This window comes from Streptomyces sp. R44 (assembly GCF_041053105.1).
Classification (GTDB): Bacteria; Actinomycetota; Actinomycetes; order Streptomycetales; family Streptomycetaceae; genus Streptomyces.
Genome location: NZ_CP163444.1, coordinates 923,958 through 946,219, shown reverse-complemented (window position 1 = coordinate 946,219; position 22,262 = coordinate 923,958). Strand labels below are relative to the sequence as shown.

The 22,262-nt window shown below is 72.6% G+C and carries 19 protein-coding genes; 12 read left to right on the top strand and 7 right to left on the bottom strand.

The genetic code is table 11. The annotated features are described in order from the left end of the window. Positions 1-31 precede the first annotated feature (31 nt). On the bottom strand, positions 32-1,042 hold the full coding sequence (locus AB5J54_RS04550) for a DNA topoisomerase IB (protein ID WP_369142579.1): 1,011 nt from the start codon (positions 1,040-1,042) through the stop codon (positions 32-34). Positions 1,043-1,220: 178 nt separating this feature from the next. Between AB5J54_RS04550 and AB5J54_RS04545 the strand changes: the two genes are divergently transcribed. The 3 genes from AB5J54_RS04545 to AB5J54_RS04535 are packed head-to-tail and all read left to right on the top strand — an operon-like array spanning position 1,221 to position 2,811. Beyond that, the gene (locus AB5J54_RS04545) at positions 1,221-1,784 is read left to right on the top strand and encodes a DUF6328 family protein (protein WP_369142578.1); all 564 of its coding nucleotides are present in this window, start codon (positions 1,221-1,223) and stop codon (positions 1,782-1,784) included. After that, positions 1,781-2,032, top strand: a complete 252-nt coding sequence (locus AB5J54_RS04540) for a hypothetical protein (RefSeq protein ID WP_369142577.1) — start codon at positions 1,781-1,783, stop codon at positions 2,030-2,032. The genes AB5J54_RS04545 and AB5J54_RS04540 overlap by 4 nt, the downstream gene beginning before the upstream one ends. Then, positions 2,029-2,811 (top strand): metallophosphoesterase, encoded by a 783-nt coding sequence (locus AB5J54_RS04535; protein ID WP_369142576.1) that lies wholly within the window; start codon positions 2,029-2,031, stop codon positions 2,809-2,811. Before AB5J54_RS04540 ends, AB5J54_RS04535 begins: the two co-directional genes overlap by 4 nt. Before the next feature lie 200 nt (positions 2,812-3,011). Here the strand turns inward: AB5J54_RS04535 and AB5J54_RS04530 are convergent, their stop codons facing one another. Next, on the bottom strand, positions 3,012-3,167 hold the full coding sequence (locus AB5J54_RS04530) for a DUF6131 family protein (RefSeq protein ID WP_369142575.1): 156 nt from the start codon (positions 3,165-3,167) through the stop codon (positions 3,012-3,014). Between the two features lie 255 nt (positions 3,168-3,422). On the opposite strand from AB5J54_RS04530, the gene AB5J54_RS04525 reads away from it, so the two are divergent. Continuing rightward, complete coding sequence (locus AB5J54_RS04525; RefSeq protein WP_369149216.1) at positions 3,423-4,262, top strand: class II glutamine amidotransferase; 840 nt, start codon at positions 3,423-3,425, stop codon at positions 4,260-4,262. A gap of 69 nt (positions 4,263-4,331) precedes the next feature. Here the strand turns inward: AB5J54_RS04525 and AB5J54_RS04520 are convergent, their stop codons facing one another. Both AB5J54_RS04520 and AB5J54_RS04515 read right to left on the bottom strand, forming a co-directional pair. Then, positions 4,332-5,417: a YbdK family carboxylate-amine ligase gene (locus AB5J54_RS04520; RefSeq protein WP_369149215.1), complete on the bottom strand. Its 1,086-nt coding sequence runs from the start codon at positions 5,415-5,417 to the stop codon at positions 4,332-4,334. A gap of 145 nt (positions 5,418-5,562) precedes the next feature. Then, on the bottom strand, positions 5,563-5,841 hold the full coding sequence (locus AB5J54_RS04515) for a hypothetical protein (protein WP_369142574.1): 279 nt from the start codon (positions 5,839-5,841) through the stop codon (positions 5,563-5,565). 322 nt (positions 5,842-6,163) lie between these two features. Here AB5J54_RS04515 and AB5J54_RS04510 point away from each other — a divergent pair, with 322 nt between their 5' ends. From AB5J54_RS04510 to AB5J54_RS04500, 3 genes are read left to right on the top strand one after another with little or no spacing between them, the layout of a single operon-like run. Next, positions 6,164-7,951, top strand: coding sequence for a thiamine pyrophosphate-requiring protein (locus AB5J54_RS04510; protein ID WP_369142573.1), 1,788 nt, complete (start codon positions 6,164-6,166; stop codon positions 7,949-7,951). A 3-nt stretch (positions 7,952-7,954) separates the two neighbouring features. After that, entirely contained in the window at positions 7,955-10,975 is a 3,021-nt protein-coding gene (locus tag AB5J54_RS04505; protein ID WP_369142572.1) for an FAD-binding and (Fe-S)-binding domain-containing protein, read from the top strand. Further along, entirely contained in the window at positions 10,972-12,732 is a 1,761-nt protein-coding gene (locus AB5J54_RS04500; RefSeq protein ID WP_369142571.1) for a glycoside hydrolase family 15 protein, read from the top strand. Before AB5J54_RS04505 ends, AB5J54_RS04500 begins: the two co-directional genes overlap by 4 nt. A 55-nt stretch (positions 12,733-12,787) precedes the next feature. Here AB5J54_RS04500 and AB5J54_RS04495 read toward each other — a convergent pair whose 3' ends face one another. Beyond that, positions 12,788-13,558 carry a methyltransferase domain-containing protein gene (locus AB5J54_RS04495; RefSeq protein WP_369142570.1) on the bottom strand — a complete coding sequence of 257 codons (771 nt, stop codon included), beginning with the start codon at positions 13,556-13,558 and terminating at the stop codon, positions 12,788-12,790. A 217-nt stretch (positions 13,559-13,775) separates the two neighbouring features. After that, a complete protein-coding gene (locus tag AB5J54_RS04490) occupies positions 13,776-14,396 on the bottom strand; it encodes a hypothetical protein (RefSeq protein WP_369142569.1) in 621 nt (206 codons plus the stop codon). Positions 14,397-14,645: 249 nt separating this feature from the next. Here AB5J54_RS04490 and AB5J54_RS04485 point away from each other — a divergent pair, with 249 nt between their 5' ends. Beyond that, positions 14,646-15,119: a BlaI/MecI/CopY family transcriptional regulator gene (locus AB5J54_RS04485; RefSeq protein WP_369142568.1), complete on the top strand. Its 474-nt coding sequence runs from the start codon at positions 14,646-14,648 to the stop codon at positions 15,117-15,119. A 5-nt stretch (positions 15,120-15,124) separates the two neighbouring features. Next, on the top strand, positions 15,125-16,054 hold the full coding sequence (locus AB5J54_RS04480; RefSeq protein WP_369142567.1) for a M56 family metallopeptidase: 930 nt from the start codon (positions 15,125-15,127) through the stop codon (positions 16,052-16,054). Positions 16,055-16,071: 17 nt separating this feature from the next. Here the strand turns inward: AB5J54_RS04480 and AB5J54_RS04475 are convergent, their stop codons facing one another. Next, the gene (locus tag AB5J54_RS04475) at positions 16,072-16,527 is read right to left on the bottom strand and encodes a tellurite resistance TerB family protein (RefSeq protein ID WP_369142566.1); all 456 of its coding nucleotides are present in this window, start codon (positions 16,525-16,527) and stop codon (positions 16,072-16,074) included. Between the two features lie 204 nt (positions 16,528-16,731). Here AB5J54_RS04475 and AB5J54_RS04470 point away from each other — a divergent pair, with 204 nt between their 5' ends. The 3 genes from AB5J54_RS04470 to AB5J54_RS04460 all read left to right on the top strand — a co-directional run bounded on the left by AB5J54_RS04470 (position 16,732) and on the right by AB5J54_RS04460 (position 22,256). Continuing rightward, the gene (locus AB5J54_RS04470) at positions 16,732-18,603 is read left to right on the top strand and encodes a potassium transporter TrkA (RefSeq protein ID WP_369142565.1); all 1,872 of its coding nucleotides are present in this window, start codon (positions 16,732-16,734) and stop codon (positions 18,601-18,603) included. Between the two features lie 705 nt (positions 18,604-19,308). Then, entirely contained in the window at positions 19,309-20,667 is a 1,359-nt protein-coding gene (locus tag AB5J54_RS04465) for an alpha/beta fold hydrolase (protein WP_369149214.1), read from the top strand. Beyond that, entirely contained in the window at positions 20,664-22,256 is a 1,593-nt protein-coding gene (locus AB5J54_RS04460; RefSeq protein ID WP_369142564.1) for an alpha/beta fold hydrolase, read from the top strand. The genes AB5J54_RS04465 and AB5J54_RS04460 overlap by 4 nt, the downstream gene beginning before the upstream one ends. Positions 22,257-22,262: the final 6 nt, after the last annotated feature.

Here is a 22,262-nt window from a genome sequence, read left to right as displayed (position 1 = left end):
GCGGGGAGGGGCTGAGGGAAGAACGTCGTCCTCAGCCGAGCAGCCGCAGCACCGCGCGTTCGACCGCGCCCCGGGTCGCCGGGTGACCGAAGCGGCCCTTCTCGCCCAGGCGTTCCAGCGCCGAGGCGATCGTGACACCGTCCTCGAAGCGGTCGACGACGAGCGGGTCGATGTACGAGGCCCGGCAGACCGCGGGCGTGTTGCCGAGGTAGTCGCTGACCTCCCGGACCGCCCGCCGCTCCGCCTTCGACCGCGCGGTGCGCGAATCGTCCGCCACAGGCGACGAGACCGCGAGGGCGACGGCGGCGAGGACCGTGGCGTGCCAGGTCCTGAAGTCCTTCGCCGTGATGTCGCTCCCCGCGTGCTCCCGCAGATACGCGTTGAGATCCTCCGCGTGGACGTCGTGCCAGGCCCGGCCCTCCCAGTACGCGAACAGCCGGTCGCCCCCGCCACGCCGCCGCAGCAGCGCGTGGACCACTCCGTACGCCGGCTCGTCGACGAGGGCCCTGGTCTGGCGGCGGCCCGACTTCGCCGGGTAGCCGAGGCAGACCTCCCCGCGCGCGCAGTGGGCGTGCTCGCGCAGCAGGGTGGTGAGGCCGTACGAGGCGTTGTCGCGCCGGTACTGCTCGCCGCCGACACGGAAGAAACCGAGGTCGAGGAGGCGCACCGCGCAGGCGATCACCCGTTCCCGGCAGAGCCCGCGCCGGTCCAGATCGTGCGCGACGGCCCGCCGCAACCGGGGCAGGCTGCAAGCGACCTGCCGCACGTGCTCGTGCTTCGCGGCTTCCTGCCGCCGCCGGAAGTCCTCGTGGTAGAGGTACTGCCTGCGGCCGGCCGCGTCCGTGCCGACGGCCTGGATGTGGCCGTTGGGCCAGGGACAGACCCAGACGTCCCGCCACGCCGGAGGAATCACCAGCGCGACGACCCTGGCCCGGTCCTCCGTGCCCAGAGGGGCGCCGTCGGCGTCCAGGTAGCGGAAACCCCGGCCGTGGCGGACGCGCCGCCAGCCCGGCCGGTCGGGATCGCTCGTCCTGAGCCGCACCTTTCCACTGTGCCGCCGTACGGTTCCTCCCGCCCCCGCCCCCGCGCGCGGATGCGATCCCTCCGCCGACGTGGTGGTCGTGGGGCCAGGCGTCGCCGGACTGAACGGACGTTTGCGGAGTCGCCCTCCGGGCAACCGCACCTCGCACAACGGGACGTGCCGAGCCCAGGAGGACGTCATGACCGCGACGAGACGCCTGACGGAGGCCGAGTGGCGCATCGTGGCGGAGGAGACGGCGCCGCGGCCACAGGCCCCACGTCCACCGGAAGGAGCCCGGGAGCGGGTCAACAGACGGTGGCAGGAGGTCCTCCAGGAGACCCGGGTCGCCCAGACCGGTGTCCAGATCCTGTTCGGCTTCCTGCTGAGCCTCGCCTTCACCGCCCGCTTTCGTGAACTCGACGGCTTCGACCGCGGCCTGTACGTCGTCACCGTCGTCCTCGCGGCCTCCTCGACGGCCGCTCTGATCGCACCGGTGTCCCTCCACCGCTGCCTCTCCGGGCTGCGCCTGAAGGAGGAGGTGGTGACCGCCGCCGGACGGCTCATGGTCTGCGGCATGGTCCTCCTCGCCCTGACCGTCGCCTGCACGCTCATGCTCATCCTGAACGTGGTCCTCGGCGGCACGCTCGCGGCCGGGATCGTCGTCGGCGGCGTGATGCTGTGGTTCGCGCTCTGCTGGTACGTCACCCCGTACCGCCTCCGGCGCAAGGCGCTGGCGCGACCCCCGGACGGAGGACCACGATGAGCGGCGACGAGAGCGAGTACCGGATAGCCCGATTCAGGGACCGGCTCGCGCGCGAGGACGTGGCCGAGCTCGGCGTGCGCGTCGAGGTACGGGGCGCGGCGGTCCTCCTGACGGGCACCCTCCCGACGGCCGACCGCCGCGACGAGGTCCTCCGGATCGCCGATGCGGAGCTGATCGGCATGCCGGTCCACGCGGACCTCCTGATCGCGTGCGCCGACCCTCCCGACAGGCCCGAGGAACTGCCGTGACCTCCCACGGTGACAGGGGTGACAGGAACGGGGCCGTCGTCCGCGTGGCGGCCGTCGGCGACATCCACCTGAGCCCGGACTGCCGAGGCCTCCTGCGCCCGTCCTTCGAGACGCTGCCGCTCTGCGCGGACCTGCTCCTCCTCGCCGGCGACCTCACGAGGCACGGCACCGTCCAGGAGGCGGAGGTGGTCGCCGGGGAGGTCCGGGACCTCGGCGTCCCCGTGGTCGCCGTGCTCGGCAACCACGACTACCACTCCGAGCGCGAGGCGGACGTCACCCGCGTTCTCACCGACGCCGGAGTCACGGTCCTGGAGGGGGACCGAGTGGTTCTGCCGGTCGCCGGCGGCAAGGTCGGCGTCGCCGGGGCGAAGGGCTTCTGCGGCGGATTCGCGGGCCGCAGCGCGGGGGAGTTCGGTGAGCGCGAGATGAAGGACTTCGTCCGCAGCGCCCGCCGCGGCGCCGAGGGACTCCACCGGGCCCTGGTCGACGTGTCCGCCGACGGCTGCGGGGCCAGGATCGCCCTGACCCACTTCGCTCCCGTCCCCGACACGCTCGCGGGCGAACCGGTCGAGATCTATCCCTTCCTGGGGAGCTATCTCCTCGCGGAGGCCATCGACGGCGCGGGCGCCGACCTCGCGGTGCACGGCCATGCCCACCTCGGCACGGAGCACGGCATGACGGCGGGCGGGGTGCGGGTACGGAACGTGGCCCAGCCCGTCATCGGCAGGGCCTTCGCGCTGTACCACCTGCCGCTCGCCGGGTCGGGTCCGATCGTCTGAGTCCTGTCCGGCCGGGCGGCGGCCAATTCATGTTGCAGTCGGGTCGATTCGGCCGGGCCTGGGGCTGCCACGACCCACCGGCCGATTTCGGCGACGGAACCAGGCCGGAAGCCGGAGACGGACCCAGCCGGGTCGGCTCGTCCGTCTCCGAAAGCGCACTGCCATGGGCCGCAGCGCCTGCCACTCCGAGGGGCGACGGTCTACCAGTAGTGCCGACGTCCACCGACGGCATGACCGACCGCACCGAGCACCCAGAGGATGGCACCGATGACCACGAGAATGATCCCGATGGTCCAGAGGATGCTGATTCCGGCCACGAAGCCGATCACGAGGCAAATAATACCGAGGACGATCATGGTGTCCTCCGATTCTATGAGTGCTTCACATGTCACGGTCGGCGACCTGCTTCCGGTCGCGGCGCAGAGCGGTCAGCTCCTCGGGTGCAATTTCGGACAACCGGTCGAATGCCCGGCATCCGTCGTACTAATCGCCACGTTCTGCCGCCCGCGCAGAACCAAGGCCCGGCGCCCACGGTCGGCCGTGGGGAGCGGCGTGGGGGTGGAGCCCGCTCCGGCGTAGGCTCGGATCATGCACTGAAGGGGATGGTGCGTATGTGCCGCTGGCTCGCGTACTCGGGTTCGCCCTTGCTGCTCGACGCGGTGCTCTACCGCCCGGAGCACTCACTCATCAACCAGAGCCTCCACGCGCGGATGGGCGTCGAGTCGACCAACGGCGACGGTTTCGGAGTGGGCTGGTACAGCTCGGACGGCGACGGAACGCCGGCGGTCGTCCGCGATGTCGGTCCGGCCTGGAACAACCGCAATCTGCGCGAACTCGCCGCGCACGTCCGCTCTCGCCTGTTCTTCGCCCATGTCCGCGCCTCGACCGGTTCCGCGGTCCAGCAGACGAACTGCCACCCGTTCCGCCACGGCCGCTGGCTCTGGATGCACAACGGGGCCATCGCGGACTTCCCCCGGTTGCAGCGCGACCTCTGCATGGCCGTCGATCCGGTGCTCTTTCCCTCCATGGAAGGATCGACGGACTCCGAGGTGATGTTCTACCTGGCCGTGACCTTCGGTCTCGACCAGGACGTTCCGGGAGCGGTGGCCGGCATGGCGGGTCTGATCGAGCGCATCGGCAAGGAACACGGCGTACCGGATCCGCTGCAGATGACGGTGGCCGTGAGCGACGGCGAGCGCGTGTGGGCCTTCCGCTATTCCAGCGAGGGAAGATCCCGCTCGCTCTTCTACAGCAGCAGGGCGGATACCGTCCGCCATCTGTACCCGGAGCTGGAGTACCTGAGGGAGATCTCCGACGAGACCCGCATCGTGGTCTCCGAGCCCCTGGGTGATCTGCCCGGCGTGTGGAACGAACTGCCCGAGGCCAGCTACGCGGTGGTACCTTCCGGCGCGCATGCCGATTACCTCGCGTTCTCCCCGAGATTCCCGTGACGCGCCGGTCCCGAAGGGAGACCTGCCCCGGCCGGGTGGGGCAGGCCGGGACGAACGCGTCCTCGGCCCTCACGCCCCAGGGGTGAGGACGGTGCGGGCCAGATCGCCGACGACATCGCTCAGACGCCCCCGCCGCAGATACGCGGCACGCTGTTGTGCCGCCCCGCCGCCGAAACTCCGCACGCGGTCGAGGAGTTCCGCCACCAGGTCGAGGTCGCCGGCCGCCGTCAGCCCGGGCGCCGCTCGCACCAGCAGCTGCTCCACCAAGGTCCCGGCCGGTGCGCAGTCTCCCCGTACCAGGTCGAGTCCCTCGCCCTCCATTCCCTGGCGCGCGGCGATGCGGTGCGCGGCCCGCAGGTGCGCAGGGGAGAGCGGGTGAGGCGGCCGTCCTTCGTCGATGTCCGACAGGAGGGCGTCCGCAAGGCCCCGGACCAGAGCGGTGAGCAGCACCACGACGTCGAGGTCGGCGTTCACGTCGCAGACCCGGATCTCCAGGGTGGGTACGTGCTCGGAAGGGCGTGCGTGCCAGTAGATCATTCGACGATCCAGCAGGGCGCCGGTCCGCACCAGGTGCGCGGCGAGGCGCTCGTAACCGGCTGCGTCGAGCAGAGGGGCGGGCCCGACTCCGGGCCAGCGTGCGTGCGCCACGGCCCTCCGGCTGGCCCAGCCGCTGTCCTGCCCCAGCGCGAAGGGCGAGTTCGCGGCGAGAGCCTGCAGCGTCGGCAGCCAGGGACGCATGTGGTTGGCCAGGGCGAGGGCCTGGTCACGGCCGGTCACACCCACGTGGATGTGGCAGCCGCACACCAGGCCGTCGTACGAACCCACCAGGGAGGGCCAGCGCGCGGCGATCCGCCCGTATCGCTCGCCGGGGGTGATCCCGGGCGAGCTCTCCGGGCGGCTGACAGGGGTGCCGGTGGCGATCAGGAGACAGCCCTCACCGGCTGCGGCCTCCGCCATCGTCCGCCGCAAGAGGGCCAGTTCCGCTCTCATTTCCTGGAGTTCGGCCGTGGGCCGGGTGCAGACCTCCACTTGGGCATCAAAAAACTCCGTCTGTGCCTGATCGCCCAAGAGCCGGTGCGCGGCGTTCACGACGAGCGGACCGCGGGACACGGGCAAAGCGGTGCACCGGTCGACGAGCAGGAACTCCTCTTCCACGCCCACCGTCAGCCCCTGGCCACCCGGTCGCAGGGGTGCGTGTGCGCGTTCGACCGCATCGGTCCGGGGGATCGGCTCGGGGCACATGGAAAGGTCCTTCGCCCCTGGGCGGCAGCGAGCCGGAGCCGGCTCGCCCGCCAGGACGCTAGGCGGCAGCCGGTCGCGGCGACGGAGAGGGAGCGGTGCGTGCACAGACGGCCATGGGGGTGCCGAGAGCCTCGCACAGGTGTCGGAGGCGGGCGAGCACGCTGAGGGACGCGGGTGAGGGGTCAGCCGTGGGGAGCTGGAAGCGGACGAGGCGTGGCCGGTGGGCCGACAGCAGCATCTCGGCGTGCGCGGCGACAGCCGCGCGACTGGTGACGTCGAGATCGCGATGGAGAGAGAGGTGCAGGACGCCGTCCTCGAACTCGTGGCTGAACAGCATGCCCGTCTCCTTCCGCGGACGAGGAGCCACCCCCGGCGCCAGGCCGCTCTGGGCGGAGAGTACGACGATGGGTGCGGCATCCATTATCGAGGCGGCGCGGTCCGTACGCAGCTCCGCCGGATGTGGCAGGGCGTTTGCCCACGCCTCGAAGGGCGCCGCGGGTGTGCCGGAGCCGGGTGGTCGCTCCTGTCGCGGGAGGAGCGGGTGCTCTCCGGGGGTGACGCCGGCACGGAGGGTTTCATCGCGTCGGCAGCGGTTAGCCGCGCCTGTAGGCCCGCCCCGAGGCCGGACGCCCAGAGCCGCACAGGGAAGGAGTCGGCTGATGAAGGTTTCCGACTACGTGCTGGAACGCCTGCGTGACTGGGAGGTGGAGTACGTCTTCTCCTACCCCGGTGACGGCATCAACGGCCTCCTGGCCGCCTGGGGCCGTGCGGAGGACCGGCCGCGGTTCGTCCAGGCGCGGCACGAGGAGATGTCGGCGTTCGAGGCGGTCGGGTACGCGAAGTTCTCCGGACGGACCGGAGTGTGCGCGGCCACGTCGGGGCCGGGCGCGATCCATCTCCTGAACGGCTTGTACGACGCGAAGCTCGACCATGTGCCGGTCGTGGCGATCGTCGGGCAGACCGACCGCAGCGCGATGGGCGGTTCCTACCAGCAGGAGGTCGACCTGGCCGCCCTGTACAAGGACGTGGCCTCGGAGTTCTGCGAGGTGGTCACCGTGCCCGCCCAGCTGCCGAACGTGCTGGACCGGGCGCTGCGGGTGGCCGCGACCCGGCGCACGGTCACGGCGGTGATCATCCCGGCGGACGTGCAGGAGCTGGACCACGAGCCGCCGGCGCACGCGTTCAAGCAGGTCCCCTCCAGCCTCGGCGCCCCCCGCTACGCGCCGATCCCGGCCGAGGAGGAGCTGGCGAGGGCGGCGGAGCTCCTCAACGCCGGCGAGAAGGTGGCCATGCTGATCGGGCAGGGTGCGCGCGGTGCCCGCCCGGAGGTCGAACAGGTCGCCGAGCTGCTCGGCGCGGGCGTGGCGAAGGCCCTGCTCGGCAAGGACGCGCTGCCGGACACGTTGCCGTACGTCACCGGGTCGATCGGCCTGCTCGGCACCCGCCCCTCGTACGAGATGATGCGGGACTGCGACACCCTCCTCGTGGTGGGCTCCAGCTTCCCGTACACCCAGTTCCTGCCCGAGTTCGATCAGGCCAGGGCGGTGCAGATCGATCTGGATCCGTCCATGGTGGGCCTGCGCTACCCGTTCGAGGTGAACCTCGTCGGCGATGCCCGCGAGACGCTGCGCCGGCTGATCCCGTTGCTCGAACCGAGGACGGACGGCGCCTGGCGCAAGACGATCGAGGACAACACGGCGCGCTGGTGGGAGGTCATGGAGCGCCGCGCCGAGGTCTCCGCGGACCCGGTCAACCCCGAGTACGTCGTGCACGCCCTGGACGCGCTGCTGCCCAAGGACGCGATGGTGGCCGCGGACTCCGGGTCGGCGGCGAACTGGTACGCCCGCCACCTGCGGATGCGTGACGGCATGCGCGGCTCGCTGTCGGGCACGCTCGCGACCATGGGCCCGGGGGTGCCGTACGTGATCGGCGCGAAGTTCGCGCACCCCGACCGTCCGGCGATCGCGATCGTCGGCGACGGCGCGATGCAGATGAACGGCCTCGCGGAGCTGGTCACCGCCGCGAAGTACCGGGGGGAGTGGTCCGACCCCCGCCTGGTGGTCGCGGTGCTCAACAACCAGGACCTCAACCAGGTCACCTGGGAGATGCGCGCCATGCAGGGCGCCCCGCAGTTCGAAGCCTCGCAGGGCCTTCCCGATCTGCCCTATGCCGACATCGCGGGGCTGCTCGGTCTGGAAGGGGTGCGGGTGGAGCGGCCGGAGGACGTGGAGCCGGCCTGGCGTCAGGCCCTGGCGGCGGACGGGCCGTTCGTCATCGACTTCCGCACCGACCCGGCGGTGCCGCCGATCCCGCCGCACGCCACCTGGGACCAGATCAAGGCCGCGGCGCAGTCGGTCCTCAAGGGCGACAGCGACCGGGCGTCGATGGTGCGGCAGGGCGTGAAGGCGAAGATCCAGGAGTTCCTGCCCGGCGGCGGACGGAGCTGACCCATGCCCCACAGCCAGGAGGTCGACCTCGTCGCACTCGAACGAGCCCTGCGGGCCGAGGTGGACGGTGAGGTCCGCTTCGATCCGGGGAGCCGCGGGGCGTACGCGACCGACGGCTCCAACTACCGCCAGGTCCCCCTCGGGGTGGTCGTGCCGCGCACGGTGGAGGCCGGCGCCGTCGCCCTCGGCGTGTGCGCCCGGTTCGACGCGCCGGTCCTGTCCCGCGGGGGCGGGACCAGCCTCGGGGGCCAGTGCACCAACGAGGCGGTGGTCGTCGACTGGACCAAGTACTGCCACCGGCTCCTTTCGGTGGACCCCGAGGCGCGGACCTGCGTGGTCGAGCCGGGCATCGTCCTGGACGAACTGAACCGGCGACTCGCCCCGTACAAGCTGATGTTCGGACCGAGGCCGTCCACGCACAGCCACTGCTCGCTCGGCGGGATGATCGGCAACAACAGCTGCGGGGCCTCCGCGCAGGCCTACGGCAAGACCGCCGACAACGTCCGCCGCCTGGAGGTCCTCACGTACGGGGGAACCCGGTTCTGGGCCGGTCGTACGGACCGGGCGGAGTTCGCGAGGATCACGGCCGCGGGCGGGGGCCGCGCCCGGCTGTACCAGGACCTGAAGGACATCGTCGGACGCTGCCTGGCCGAGATCCGCGAGGGCTACCCGAAGATCCCGCGCCGGGTCTCGGGATACAACCTGGACTCGCTGCTGCCGGAGAACGGCTTCGACCTGGCCCGGGCGCTGGTCGGCAGCGAGGGCACGCTGGTGACCGTCCTGCGGGCCGAGCTGGAGCTGGTGGAGGTACCGGCCGCCGAGGCGCTCCTCGTCCTGGGCTTCGACGACATCCACGCCGCCGCCGACGCCGTCCCCGCCCTCCTCGGACACAGTCGCCCCACCCGGCTGGAGGCCATCGACGGGCGCATGGCCCAGCTGATGCGCGAGGAACACGCCCATCTGGACTCGCTGGCGAGACTGCCCGAGGGCGACAGCCGGCTGCTCGTCCAGTTCACCGGCGACACGAAGGAGCAGGCGGACGAGCAGGCGTACGCGCTGTTGCGGGCGCTCGGCCGGGAGGAGGACGACCCGCGGGTGGTGCTCTCCGACGACCCCGCCCGGGAACGGGAGATGCTCAGGGCCCGGGAGGCGGGCCTGGGAGTGACCGCCCGCCCGCCCGACGGCTCCGAGACCTGGGAGGGCTGGGAGGACTCCGCGGTGGCCCCGGAGCGGCTGGGCGGCTATCTGCGTGATCTGGAACGGCTCTTCGACCGGTACGGCTATCGACAGGCCTCCCTGTACGGGCACTTCGGGCAGGGCTGCGTGCACACCCGTATCCCGTTCGAGCTGCGCGACGGCAAGGGCGTCGAGACGTTCCGGGCGTTCCTTTTCGACGCGGCCGACCTCGTGGCCTCGTACGGAGGGTTGCTGTCGGGCGAGCACGGCGACGGGCAGGCCCGCGGCGAGCTCCTTCCGCGCATGTTCGGTCCGGCCCTGATGACAGCGATGGGCGAGGTCAAGACGCTGTTCGACCCGGGTGACCGGATGAACCCCGGCAAGGTCATCCGCCCGCACCGCGTCGACGAAGACCTGCGCCTCGGCGCTGCCTGGCGGCCCGAGCCGCGGGAGACGCACTTCGCGTACTCCGACGACGGCAACGACTTCGGCCGGGCGGTGCTGCGCTGCGTGGGCATCGGCAACTGCCGCAGCCACCGGGGCGGCGTCATGTGCCCGTCCTACCGGGCCACCGGTGAGGAGGAGCACTCCACCCGCGGCAGGGCGCGGCTGCTGTTCGAGATGCTCGGCGGCCACGACGACTCACCGGTCACCGGCGGCTGGCGCTCCACCGAGGTCCGCGACGCGCTCGACCTGTGCCTGTCCTGCAAGGGCTGCACGTCCGACTGCCCCGTCGGGGTCGACATGGCCACCTACAAGGTCGAGTTCCTCGCCCACCACTACCGGGGGCGGCCGCGCCCACCCGCCCACTACTCCATGGGCTGGCTGCCGCTGTGGGCGCGGCTGGCCCGCACGGCACCGGCGTTCGTGAACGCCGTCCTGCACGCACCGGGCCTGGGCCGGGCGGGGAAGCTGCTCGCGGGCGTCGACCCGCGCCGCGACGTACCGCCCTTCGCCGCCGAGTCGTTCCAGGCGGCCCGGCGCCGCTCCGGCGGCACCCGGCCCGACCCGCGTGACGCCCGCACCGTGCTGCTCTGGCCGGACACCTTCACCAACCACTTCCACCCGCACATCGCCGAGGCCGCGATCAAGGTCCTCGACGACGCGGGCTTCCGGGTCGCGGTGCCGGACGGGCCGGTGTGCTGCGGTCTGACGTGGATCTCCACCGGGCAGCTCGCCACCGCACGACGCGTCCTGAGACGGACCACGCGCGTGCTGCGGCCCTGGCTGGAGGCCGGGACGCCGGTCATCGGCCTCGAACCCTCCTGCACGGCCGTCTTCCGGGCCGACGCCCCGGAGCTGCTCTCCGGCGACCAGGACATCACCCGCCTCGCGGCGCAGCCCCGGACCTTCGCCGAACACCTTCTCGGCCACGCCCCCGACGGCTGGCGGCCGCCCGCGATCGCCCGGGCGGCGACCGTGCAGACCCACTGCCACCAGCACGCCGTCCTGAGCACCGACCCGGACCGGGAACTGATGCGCCGGGCGGGTCTGGACGCGCACGTGCTCGACGAGGGCTGCTGCGGCCTGGCCGGCAACTTCGGCTTCGAGCGAGGGCACTACGACCTGTCGCAGACCATCGCCGAGCAGGGTGTGCTGCCCGCCGTGCGCGACACGCCGCCCAGCGCCCTCGTCCTGGCCGACGGATTCAGCTGCCGCACCCAGATCGAGCAAGCCGCGACCGGCCGCCGCGCCCTGCACCTGGCCGAGGCACTCGCCCTGGCACTGGACGGGCCGCTGCCCGCCGACCATCCCGAGAAGGCGGTCCCGCGTCCCCGGCTCCGGAAGCACCGGCACCGAGTCGGTGGGTGGCACCGGGCGGCGGGACCGGAAGGGATGCGCCGATGACCTCGCCCGCCCGTCGCGGTCGACCCGACCCGCACGCGCTGCGGGACTACGCCCTGCTCGCGGACGGCGAGCGCGGCGCCCTGGTCGGGCCGCGCGGCGACATCGTGTGGATGTGCGCACCCGCCTGGGACGACGATGCCGTCTTCGCCGCGCTGATCGGCGGCGACGGCTGGTACAGCGTCACCCCCGACGGTCCCTTCGTGTGGGGCGGCTACTACGAGCCGGGCAGCCTCATCTGGCGCAGCCGCTGGATCACCCTGGACGGCATCGTCGAATGCCGCGAGGCCCTGCTCCACCCCGGTGACCCGCATCGCGCCGTGGTGCTGCGCCGGATCCTGGCCGTCGACTGCGAAGCCCGGCTGAACGTGGAGCTGAGCCTGGCGGCGGGCTTCGGAAGGGCGCCGATGCGCAAGACGCGCCGCGACGACCAGGGGCGCTGGACGGGCCGCGCGGGCGATCTGTACGTGCGGTTCAGCGGCGCACCCGACGCGCGGCCCGTCGAGGGGGGACTGTGCACCACCGTCACCCTGGAGGCGGGGGCGCACCACGACCTCGTCCTGGAGGTCTCCGACCTGCCGCCGCCGGCACCGGAGACGGCCGACGGACTGTGGCGAGCCACCGAGGCGGGCTGGGACGGATGCGTGCCCGACCTCGCCGGCACGCTCGGCCGGCGCGATGCCCGGCACGCGTACGCGGTCATGGCCGGTCTGACCTCCACGGCCGGGGGCACGGTCGCCGCCGCCACCACCAGCCTGCCCGAACGGGCCGAGCAGGGCCGCAACTACGACTACCGGTACGTGTGGCTCCGCGACCAGGCCTTCGTCGGCCAGGCCGCCGCCGCGACCGGCGGGCAGCGGCTGCTCGACGACTCGCTGCGCTTCGTCACCGCCCGCCTCCTGGAACACGGCTCCCGACTCGCCCCCGCCTACACCGCCGCGGGCCGGGCGGTGCCCGAGCGGCGCGACCTGGACCTGCCGGGCTACCCCGGTGGCTACGACGTCGTCGGCAACCGCGTCGGCCACCAGTTCCAGCTCGATGTGTTCGGCGAGGTCCTGCTGCTCCTCGCCGCGGGCGCCCGGCACGACCGGCTGGACGCGGACGGCTGGCGCGCGGCGCTCACCGCCGCCGACGCCATCGCGGCCCGCCGCGCGGAGCCGGACGCCGGGATCTGGGAGCTGCACGCCGACCACTGGACGCACAGCCGCCTGGTGTGCGCGGCCGGTCTGCGGGCGATCGCCGCCGTGGCACCCCGGGCGAGCGGCGGACGCGCTGCCGGCTGGGAGGCCCTCGCCGACGCGATCGTCGCCGAGACCTCGGCCGCATGCCTGCACCGGACAGGACGGTGGCAGCGCTCCCCCACGGACGACGGTGTGGACGCGGCCCTGCTGCTCCCCGCCCTGCGCGGCGCCCTGCCCGCCGACGACCCCCGCACCCTCGCGACCCTGCGAGCGGTCCGTACCGACCTGGCCCGCGACCACTTCGTCTACCGGTTCCGCCATGACCGGCGGCCGCTGGAGGACGCCGAAGGGGCGTTCCTGCTGTGCGGTTTCGCCCTGGCGATGGCCGAGCTCCAGCAGGGGGAGGACGTCGAGGCGGTGCGGTGGTTCGAACGCAACAGGGCCGCCTGCGGCCCGCCGGGCCTGTACGCGGAGGAGTTCGACGTCGCGCAGCGGCAGTTGCGCGGCAACCTGCCCCAGACCTTCGTCCACGCGCTGATGCTCGAGACAGCCGCCCGCCTCGGGCGGACCAGGAAGTGAGGGGGACTGGTGACAGACCCGTACGGACGAAGGGTGGTGGGGAGCCGGCCGTGCGTCAGGCCTCCTTCCTGAAGACGAGCACCTCGGTGGAGGCGAAGCCCATGGGGGCCAGGAAGCCGGCCTCCAGGCCGCAGCCGAGGCTCGCGAAGAGGTCCACGCACGTCTGGCGGGGCATGGCGGCCGGGTAGGAGTCGTGCCCGGCGCCGCCCTGTGTGGCCCAGGCGTGCATCGTGGCCGGGTCCAGGCAGGTCTCCGTCATGACGTCGAAGACGATCCGGCCACCGGGTCGCGTGACCCGTGCCATCTCGAAGAAGTAGCGGGAGGCGCTGAGGAAGGTCACGGTGTTGAACACCTTGTGGGCCTGGACGAGGTCGACGCTCCCGTCGGGTGTCGGGGCGAGACTGCACTCCGACGTCGGCTGGGCGAGCACCTTGAACGTGTCCACCAGATAGTCGGCCCAGGGCGCTGCCGTCTCGTAGATCTCGTAGCGGCCGGGCGAACACTCCTTCAGCGTCTTCTCCAGGTACCGGCCCGAGCCGGGGCCGATCTCCAGCACCGTCTCCGGAGCGGCGGCGAAGACGCCGAGGGCGCGCAGCTCGTCCACGGTGAACTGGGTGGCGCCGGGGGTGCCGTTCATGACCTCGTCGAGGTAGTCCCCGACCGGGAGCCCGGCTGCCCGCGCAGCCCGCATGGTCGCCTCGAAGGGGATGAAATCGTCGACTCCGCCCCGGTTGTTGGTGCTGCGCACGATGTCGAATCCGGTGCGTCCCAGGAGCCGCTTGATCCCCGACCTCAACACCGCCGCTCCCTTTCCTTCGGTCCTCATGCGCCGTGGCCTTCCGTGCGAGGGCCGATGAGCCCGTCGTGGTCGTCGGGTCGGGTCCTCGCGTCGTGCGGGGAGGGGGCCGGGAGCGATCCGGAGGGCTTTCGAACGGCGGGCACGGCCGGTGCGGCATACACAGCAGACACTCCGATGTCGGTGAGAGCACGCCGACGTCGCAGGCGTGCGTGAGGGCAGGGTGCGGAGGAGCGCTCCGCGGGGGTCACGGGGCGCAGGGTTGCGCGCGGTGCAGCAGGGCCACGAGCGCGTGCGGTCGCGGCAGTGCGACGGCCGGCCGGGGGATCCGTCGCGGCATCGGCAGGGGCACGTCCGTGCGGCGCACGATGAGGCTGATGGCGTACGGGACGTACGTCCACCAGTGCCGCGCGGTGCCGGCCGCCGCATACGTCGGACGGGCGGGCAGACCGGCCGAGCCGCGGACGAGGAGGATCAGAGCGAGGCCGGCGAGAAGGTTCAACGCGGCCATGGCCGGCGGCTGGTGATGCCAGGCCGCCGGGAGTCGCGGGTGGTCGTCCAGCCGGGCGGCGGGCACCTCCGCGCCGGTCAGCTGCAGCCAGCCGGGCAGAAGGGCTTGCGCGGCGGTGACGGCGACGGTGCTCGCGCGACGCGCCTCGGAGCGCAGGGCCGGGTAGGCGCACGCGCCGAGGGCCACTGCGGCGACGAGCGGAGCGGGCCGGGAGACGGCGGAGTCGGTCGTCGCATGGTGCGGTCCTGCGGCCAGTGCGGTGCCGGCCAGCGCGAGGACGATCGCCCGGACGGCAGCGCCACCCGCGGGACGACGCCGGGCCGAGCGGTGGCGGTCGAGGGCGCGGTGAGTCGGCATGACCCGACCATCATGACCGAAGCGGGATCGGATCTCGGGGTGAATGCGGCAATCCGGGAGCAGGGGAAGGGGAGTTGCGCGATCCGCTTCCGGGGCCGGGCGGGAGACTTCCGGGGCCGGGTGGGGGAACGAGGCGCCGCGGGACATCGTCCGTCCCCGCAGGGCACGGGCGAGCTCCGGCAGCTTCTCGGCGCCGAGGACCAGGACGGCGGCGATCGGCATGACGGGGTCCCGAGGCCGGTCAGTACGATGGGCCGCCGCCTCCTGGCGGGCGGCCCGGGTGCGGTGGACGGGAGGACGGGCGGCGTGGTCGAGCGGAACGGCGGTGGGGCGGATCCCGCTCCGCGCAGACGAGGGCTGGGCGAGCTGGAGGCCCAGGTGCTGGGCGTACTGCGCGGCGCGGCCGAGCCGGTGCCCGTGGCGTGGGTGCAGGAGCGCCTCGGTGGCGACCTCGCCTACACGACCGTCATCACGATCCTGACCCGGCTGCACGCGAAGGGCGCGGTCGCCAGGGAACGCGTCGGGAGGTCCTTCGTGTGGACGGCCGTCGCGGACGAGGCCGGTCTCGCCGCGCTGCGGATGCGGAGGGTGCTCGACGCGGAGGCGGACCGGGAGGCGGTGCTCGCGAGCTTCGTGACCGCGCTGTCGCCGAACGACGAGCGACTGCTGCGTGAACTCCTCGCCGAGGTCTCCGAGGAGGCCCCGGAGGAGGGGGAAGACTGACCGCCATGGGGGTTTTCGTCTTCCTGCCGCTGGTTCTCCCGCTCACCGCCTGGCCGGTCGCCCGCCTCGCGGAGCAGCGTCTGCATCCGCGCACCGCGACCCGGCTGCTCGTCGCGGTCGCCGCCGTCCTCGCCGTGTGCAGCACCCTGTGCCTGGGGCTCCTCGTGATCGTGGGAACGGCCCGACTGCCGGGCAACCCGCTGCCCGACGGGTGGTCGGACCCCGAGGTGCGCGCGGCCGTCCCGTACGACGAGATCGCCGGCAGGGCGGCCATCCCCGCGCTGCTCGCGGTGCTCGTCTCGTGCGGGTGGACGGCCTGGCGCCATGCGCGGGTGCGTCGGCGTGCGGAGGCGGCGCTCGCCGGGCTGCCGACGAGGTCCGTCGCGGTGCTGCCCGACGCCGATCCCTACGCGTACGCGCTGCACGGCCGCCATGCTCGGGTGGTGGCCAGCACGGGGATGCCGGCCGGGCTGAGCTCCGCCGAGCGCAGGGCGCTCTTCGCCCATGAGCGCGCCCATCTGAACGGCCGTCACCACCGTCATCTGCCGGCGGTGCACCTGGCGGCCCGGGCGAACCCGTTCCTGCGCCCGTTGCGCACGGCCGTGACGTACACCGCCGAGCGGTGGGCGGACGAGGAGGCGGCCGTCGCCGTCGGCAGCCGGCGTACCGTCGCGCGAGCCATCGGCAAGGCGGCCCTCACCTCCCGGGGGCCGCTCGCGGCCATGCTTCCCGCGCTCGCCGTGGCCGGCCCCGTGCCCCGCCGGGTGGCGGCGCTCCTGAGGCCGGCCCCGGCGGTCCGTGCGTGGCCGTCGGTCTTCACGGCCGCCGGTGTGGCCGTCTGGGGTGCCGCGGCAGGCACGGCCGTGTCGGCGCTGTCCTCCGCGAACTCCGCCGTCACGCTCGTCCTCGTCCTGCGCGCGGCCACCCCGATGTAGCCCGAGTTCAGAAGGTCCTAGAGGTCGAACTCGTGGGGCGGCAGGTCGAGGGTGAAGCACGCCTCCCTCACGACGGCCTGCTCGGTCTTGTCGAAGTCGCCGTCGGCACCGCCGATCACGATGCCGATCTGGACGACGGCGCGGGCCTCGGCCGGCTTCTTCTTCGCCTTGGCGATCTCCTGGAGCACGCTCACCTTGCCGAAGTCGAAGTCGGCGGTGAGCTTGTCGAGATTGGCGTCGAAGCGGCGCTGGAGGTCGGTCGCGTCGAAGTTCTGCAGTACTTCGTTGCTCGCGATGAGCTGGGCGACCCGGCGGCGCTCGGCGGGGTCGACCGTGCCGTCGGCGGCGGCGACGAGCGCGCACATGGCCATGCTCGCGTCGCGGAACGCGCCGCTCTTCAGGTCGTTCTTCTTCGCCACCAGCTGGGTCTGCATCGTCGATGCGGACTCCTTGATGCGGTCCCACAGGGCCATGGCTGAGCACTCCAGACGTCGAGCGGTCCATTGCTTCTACGTTCTTGTAGAACGTATCAGTGCGGCGGGAGGTTCCCGCCGATTCGACGGAGGCGGCCGCGCCGGAAGTTGCTGCGAGAATGATCGACTGCGTCTGCCGTGGTCCGGCTGGTCGCGTGCCCGTCCGACCCGGCGGGCGCTGCAGCGGGGGAGGGGATTTCGGCGATGTGGAAGAGGCTGCGGACCCGTTTTCGGTACTGGTTCGACGGCACCATGGACCGGGGAACCCCAGCCCTGATCAGCTGGTTGGGGCTCGCCTCGCTCCTGCTGATCGGCCTGGCCTCGACCTTGGTCGTCGCCTTCACCGACACCGACGCCGAGAACAACGGCGGTTGGCCGGGGGTGGCGTGGATGAGCCTCCTGCGCACCCTCGACGCCGGCACCATGGGCGGCGACACGGGCGGGCCCGTGTTCCTCGCCCTCATGCTGGCGGTGACGATCGGCGGGATCTTCATCGTCAGCGCGCTCATCGGCGTCCTGACCACCGGCCTGAACCAGAAGATCCAGGAACTGCGCAAGGGCCGCTCCCAACTGATCGAGCGCGGGCACACGATCGTCCTCGGCTGGTCGGACCAGGTCTTCACCGTGGTCGCCGAGCTCGTCGAGGCGAACCAGAGCGAACGACGCTCGTGTGTGGTGATCCTCGCCGACCGGGACAAGGTCTCCATGGAGGACGCCATCCGCGCGCGGATCCCCGACACGGGCAGCACGCGCGTCATCTGCCGCTCCGGCAACCCCCTCGTGCGGGCGGACCTGGAACTCGTCAGCCCGGACACGGCCAAGTCGATCATGGTGCTGCCGCCGGTCGGCGACGACCGCGACGTGGACGTCATCAAGGTGCTGCTGCTGCTGAGCAGCCGCCGGTGGAGCGGCACGCGTCCCCATGTCGTGGCGGCCGTGCACGACTCGGAGAACCTCGCCGCCGCCCGCCTGGCCGCCGGAGGGACCGCCCTGGTGATCGACGCCGAGGACATCGCCGTACGCCTCATCGCGCAGGCGCACCGGCAGACCGGGCTCTCCACCGTCTTCAACGAACTGCTCAGCTTCGTCGGCAACGAGTTCTACTTCAGGGACGAACCCTCCCTGGCCGGCGGGACGTTCGGAGACACGCTGCACGCGTACGAGCTCGGCGTCCCGGTCGGCATCCGCAGGGCCGACGGCACGGTCCTCGTCAATCCCCCGATGGACACGGTCGTCGCGCCCGGCGACCAGATGCTCGTGGTCGCCGGAGACGACCTGCTCATCCGGCTCGCCGGCACCCGGCCGCCGATCAACGAGTCGGCGATCACCTCGGCCCCCGCCCAGCCGCCCGCCGTCGACCGCACCCTCCTGATCGGCGAGAACTCCCGTACGGCCAAGCTCGTCACCCTGCTCGACAGCTTCGTCGAGCCCGGCTCGACCCTGGACATCGCGGCCCCGCGCCGCCCGGAGTCCGCCCTGCACGGGGCCCTGGTCAACCTCACGGTCGGCCACACCCACTGCGAGCCGACCAGGAGGTCGTCACTGGAGGCCCTGAACCTGGGCAGTTACCAGCACATCGTCGTCCTCTCCGACGACACCTTCGCGCCCGGGCCCGCCGACGACCGGACGCTGGTCACCCTGCTCCACCTCCGGGACATCGAGGAACGGCTCGGCGACCCGTACTCGATCGTCACGGAGATGAACGACGACGCCAACCGCGAGGTCGCCCAGGTCACCAAGGCCGACGACTTCATCGTCAGCACCAAGGTGATCAGCCTGCTGCTCACCCAGCTGACGGAGAACCAGGCCCTCTACGCCGTGTTCACCGATCTCTTCGACCCGGAGGGCTCGGAGATCTACCTCAAGCCGGCGACCGACTACGTGCTTCCCGGGGTCGAGGCCGACTTCGCCACGGTCATCGAGTCCGCCCGGCGCAGGGGAGAGACGGCGATCGGCTACCGCCTCGCGCGGCACGGCGACACACCGCCGATGTACGGGATCTTCCTCAACCCGCCCAGGACCGCGCCGCTCGTGCTCGGCCCCGGCGACGCGGTGGTCGTCTTCGCCGAGGGGTAGCGTCACCGTCCCTCCCGGTGCGGCACCCGGATCCTCCATCGGTCGTGGCCCGTGGGGGCGGAGCCTCAAGTGGCCCGCCGCGCAGCGTCGTTCGATCGTCAACCATGTCGTCGGCGCACGGCGCCCCCCAGGTGACGCCACCCCCGCGACGTACTCACGGCGTGGGCCGTGTCGTCGTGCGCGGAAGCCGGCCACGGCCGCGTATCGGCCGTTCGGCTGACGCGGCGGCTCCCGAGCGGGTGGGCGACGACTGCTCCGAGTGGAGCTCCCCGGTGGTGGACGTCCTTCCCCCGGCAGAGGCTGGCCTTCGCGGTGGCCGCCACCCGACGCACACGGGCGTACGGGGACGCGCGGAGCCGCGCAGCATCGTCGTCGGTCTCGGCGCGGCCGAGGTCATCACAGAGACGGGATCACATGACGGAACAGGGCATCAGAGCAGGCTGCCTGCCGTTCGCTCGCGGGAGCGGCAGGTCCGTACGAAGGCGGCCACGGAGACCGTACGCGCCACGGCGCTCCCGGCGCTCGCCCGGCGGTGTGGCGCTCGTCGCGGCCGGTCTGGCCTTCCTCGGCGCGGTCGCTCCGACAGCGAGCGGTGCCGCCCCACCCCTCCTCGCCGACCCCCGTCCGGGAGGTCCGGCGCGGTTCGTACCCGGCCCCTGCCCGGACACGCCCGAGCCGATCCCGGGCCACTGCGGCCTCCTGGAGGTGCCCGAGACCCGGGGCCACCGCGGCGGACGGACCGTCAAGCTCACCGTCGCCATCGTTCCGGCCGCATCGTCGAGGCCGGCCCAGGACCCGGTGGTCTTCATGGAGGGCGGTCCCGGCGGCGAGGCGATCAGCGCCATCCCCTTCCTGGTCGCCTCCGGCGTGAACCGGGACCGCGACCTGATCGTCATGACCCAGCGCGGCGCGCTCCACTCGCAGCCGAACCTCGCCTGCCCGGAGATCGACCGGTTCAACGCCGCCGCCGTGGGACTGCCCTACGACGCGCCCTCCACCGGGCGGGGCCTGGTCCGCGCGGCGAAGCAGTGCCGGGACCGGCTGACGGCCGAAGGAATCCGGCTCAGCAGCTACAACACCACCGAGAACGCCGCCGACTTCGCCGATCTGCGCAGGGCGCTCGGCATCAAGAGGTGGAACGTCTACGGCTACTCGTACGGCACCGATCTGGCCCTCACCTATCTGCGCCTGCACCCCCAGGGGATCCGCTCCGTGGCGATCGACTCGGTCGTGCCGCCGCAGATCGTGAGCCTGCCCTGGGCCTGGGACAGCGCCCAGGAGGGGATCAACACGATCTTCGCGGCGTGCGAGGCCCAGCCCGCCTGCAAGAGCCGCTACCCGAACCTCTCGCGCACGCTGACCGAGCAGGTCCGGCGCCTGGAGGCGAACCCCCTGAGGCTCACGGTGCAGCCGCCCGGCGGCGGAAGCCCGGTGAAGGTCGTCCTCGACGGCGGCACGCTGGTCAACCTGCTGGTCGCCGACGGTGGCGGGATGCCGGCCGTCGACGTCCCCGCCGCGCTCGACGAACTCGCCCACGGAAACCCGGAGCGCTTCGCGCAGGCCCAGGCCGCCGGAGCGACGCCGGCCATCGGCGAGTTCGCCCACGGTCTGACGCATTCGGTGGCGTGCAGCGAGTGGGCGCCGGGCTACTCGAAGGCGGACGTCCTCGCAGCCGGGCGCCGGGCGTTCCCCGGATTCCCCGACACGGTCCTGGCCCACGCCCCGCAGCTCCCCTTCGAACACGACCTGTGCCGTGCCTGGGACGTCCCGGACCGCACCGCCATCCAGCGGGTGGCCACGTACAGCAACGTGCCGACGCTGATCGTCTCCGGCACCTTCGACGCGAAGACGGGGGCGAGCTGGGGCCCGTACACCGGCCGCACGCTGCCCCGCTCCACCGCCGTGCGGATTCCCGGGATCGGGCACTTCGTGGTCCCGCAGTCGCCCTGCGCACAGCGCGTCCTGGCTTCCTTCCTCACCCGTCCCACCGCGCCCGACACCGGCTGCGTGGCAGGACTCGCGCCGGAACCGTTCACCATCACCCCGGAACTGGAGACCCGATGATGTCCCTCAGCCCACCCCGACACCGGCGCCCCGCGCGCCGGCTCCCGGCCGCACTGGCCGGAGCCACCGCCGGAGCCCTCTTCGTCGGCCTGGCCGCGCTGCCCGCCCGAGCCGAGTCCGGCGCCGGAACCCCGCTCGGCACGGTCGCCCGGACGACGGGCGGCGCCCACTTCGAACCCGGCCCCTGCCCGACGACGGCGGACCCGGTCCCCGACCTGGAGCGCGCCCGCTGCGGAACGCTCACCGTCCCCGAGAACCGCTCCCACCGCACGTTCCGAAGGATCACCCTCGCGGTCGCGATCATCCCCGCGAACACCAACAGGCCGGCGTCCGACCCGATCGTGTGGCTCGCCGGCGGGCCCGGCGACGACGCGGTCGGCGAGATCCCGATGGCGGTCGCCGGCGGCCTCAACCGCGACCGCGACGTCATCTTCATGTCCCAGCGCGGGACCTACACGGCCGACCCGCAGCTCACCTGCCCGAACGTCGACCAGTTCGCCGCCGACTCCCTCGGCCTCGTCTTCGGCGCACCGTCCACCGGGCGACTGCACGTGGCGGAGACGCGGAAGTGCCGGGACAGGGTGGTGAGCCGCGGGGCCGATCCCAGCGCCTACTACGGCCCCGAGAGCGCCGCCGACTACGACGACCTGCGCAAGGCGCTGGGCATCAAGAAGTGGAACGTGTTCGGCATCTCCTACGGGACCAACCTGGCGCTCCACTACATGCGCCTGCACCCGAAGGGCATCCGGTCGGTCGGCATCGACGGCGTCCTGCCGCCGGCCCTGGCCGGCGGCGCCGTGACCTGGAAGGCCGCACGGGAGGGCTACGACGGCCTGTTCAAGGCCTGCGCCGACCAGCCCGCCTGCAACACCCGCTATCCGAACCTCAAGGCCACCTTCGAGCGCCTCGTCAGCGAGGCCGAGGCCCGGCCGATCACCACCACCGTCACCGTCCCGGGCCGGCCGGCACCGGTGAAGGTCGTGCTGGACGGCGGCGTCCTGGTGAACTGGCTGGCCTCCGCCACCCATGTGGCGGCCGGAGTGCCCCGCTCCATCGACGAGCTGGCCCACGGCAACCCGCAGCGGGTCGCCGAGCAGTGGGCGGGCGGCAAGCTCAGCCCGCAGGCCATCGGGCGGACCTCGCACGGGCTCGCGTACGGGATCTTCTGCAGGGAGTGGACACCGTACGAGAGCGAGGCCGACATCGTCCGGGCAGGGCGGCGTCTGTTCCCGACGTTCCCCCGCTCGGTCCTCGCCAACGCCCCGTTCCTCACCTGGCTCCACCCGGACTGCCGCGCCTGGGACGTCCCCCCGGCGGACCCCTCGGTCCGGCAGCGGACCTACAGCGACATCCCGACCTTCGTCCTGTCCGGCGGCTTCGACGCCCAGACCGCGCCGAGCAGCGGGGCGTACGCGGCCGCCACACTGCGCCGGTCCATCGCCGTCACGGTCCCCTACGTCGCCCATGTGGTCTTCGCCGACTCGAAGTGCGCGCAGACGATGACCGTCTCCTTCTTCGACCGTCCGGACGCGCCGGACCTGGGATGCCTCGCGGGGCTCCAGCCGCCGAAGTTCGAGATCGCCCCCTGAGCCGTC

What these genes read in the sequence shown, in the direction of transcription:
- AB5J54_RS04510 (WP_369142573.1), top strand. Translation starts at nt 6,164, where the DNA reads ATGAAGGTTTCCGACTACGTGCTGGAACGCCTGCGTGACTGGGAGGTG.
- AB5J54_RS04525 (WP_369149216.1), top strand. Translation starts at nt 3,423, where the DNA reads ATGTGCCGCTGGCTCGCGTACTCGGGTTCGCCCTTGCTGCTCGACGCG.
- AB5J54_RS04495 (WP_369142570.1), bottom strand. Translation starts at nt 13,558, where the DNA reads ATGAGGACCGAAGGAAAGGGAGCGGCGGTGTTGAGGTCGGGGATCAAG.
- AB5J54_RS04545 (WP_369142578.1), top strand. Translation starts at nt 1,221, where the DNA reads ATGACCGCGACGAGACGCCTGACGGAGGCCGAGTGGCGCATCGTGGCG.
- AB5J54_RS04480 (WP_369142567.1), top strand. Translation starts at nt 15,125, where the DNA reads ATGGGGGTTTTCGTCTTCCTGCCGCTGGTTCTCCCGCTCACCGCCTGG.
- AB5J54_RS04515 (WP_369142574.1), bottom strand. Translation starts at nt 5,841, where the DNA reads ATGCTGTTCAGCCACGAGTTCGAGGACGGCGTCCTGCACCTCTCTCTC.
- AB5J54_RS04485 (WP_369142568.1), top strand. Translation starts at nt 14,646, where the DNA reads ATGGGCCGCCGCCTCCTGGCGGGCGGCCCGGGTGCGGTGGACGGGAGG.
- AB5J54_RS04470 (WP_369142565.1), top strand. Translation starts at nt 16,732, where the DNA reads ATGTGGAAGAGGCTGCGGACCCGTTTTCGGTACTGGTTCGACGGCACC.
- AB5J54_RS04490 (WP_369142569.1), bottom strand. Translation starts at nt 14,396, where the DNA reads ATGCCGACTCACCGCGCCCTCGACCGCCACCGCTCGGCCCGGCGTCGT.
- AB5J54_RS04460 (WP_369142564.1), top strand. Translation starts at nt 20,664, where the DNA reads ATGATGTCCCTCAGCCCACCCCGACACCGGCGCCCCGCGCGCCGGCTC.
- AB5J54_RS04475 (WP_369142566.1), bottom strand. Translation starts at nt 16,527, where the DNA reads ATGGCCCTGTGGGACCGCATCAAGGAGTCCGCATCGACGATGCAGACC.
- AB5J54_RS04505 (WP_369142572.1), top strand. Translation starts at nt 7,955, where the DNA reads ATGCCCCACAGCCAGGAGGTCGACCTCGTCGCACTCGAACGAGCCCTG.
- AB5J54_RS04500 (WP_369142571.1), top strand. Translation starts at nt 10,972, where the DNA reads ATGACCTCGCCCGCCCGTCGCGGTCGACCCGACCCGCACGCGCTGCGG.
- AB5J54_RS04540 (WP_369142577.1), top strand. Translation starts at nt 1,781, where the DNA reads ATGAGCGGCGACGAGAGCGAGTACCGGATAGCCCGATTCAGGGACCGG.
- AB5J54_RS04530 (WP_369142575.1), bottom strand. Translation starts at nt 3,167, where the DNA reads ATGATCGTCCTCGGTATTATTTGCCTCGTGATCGGCTTCGTGGCCGGA.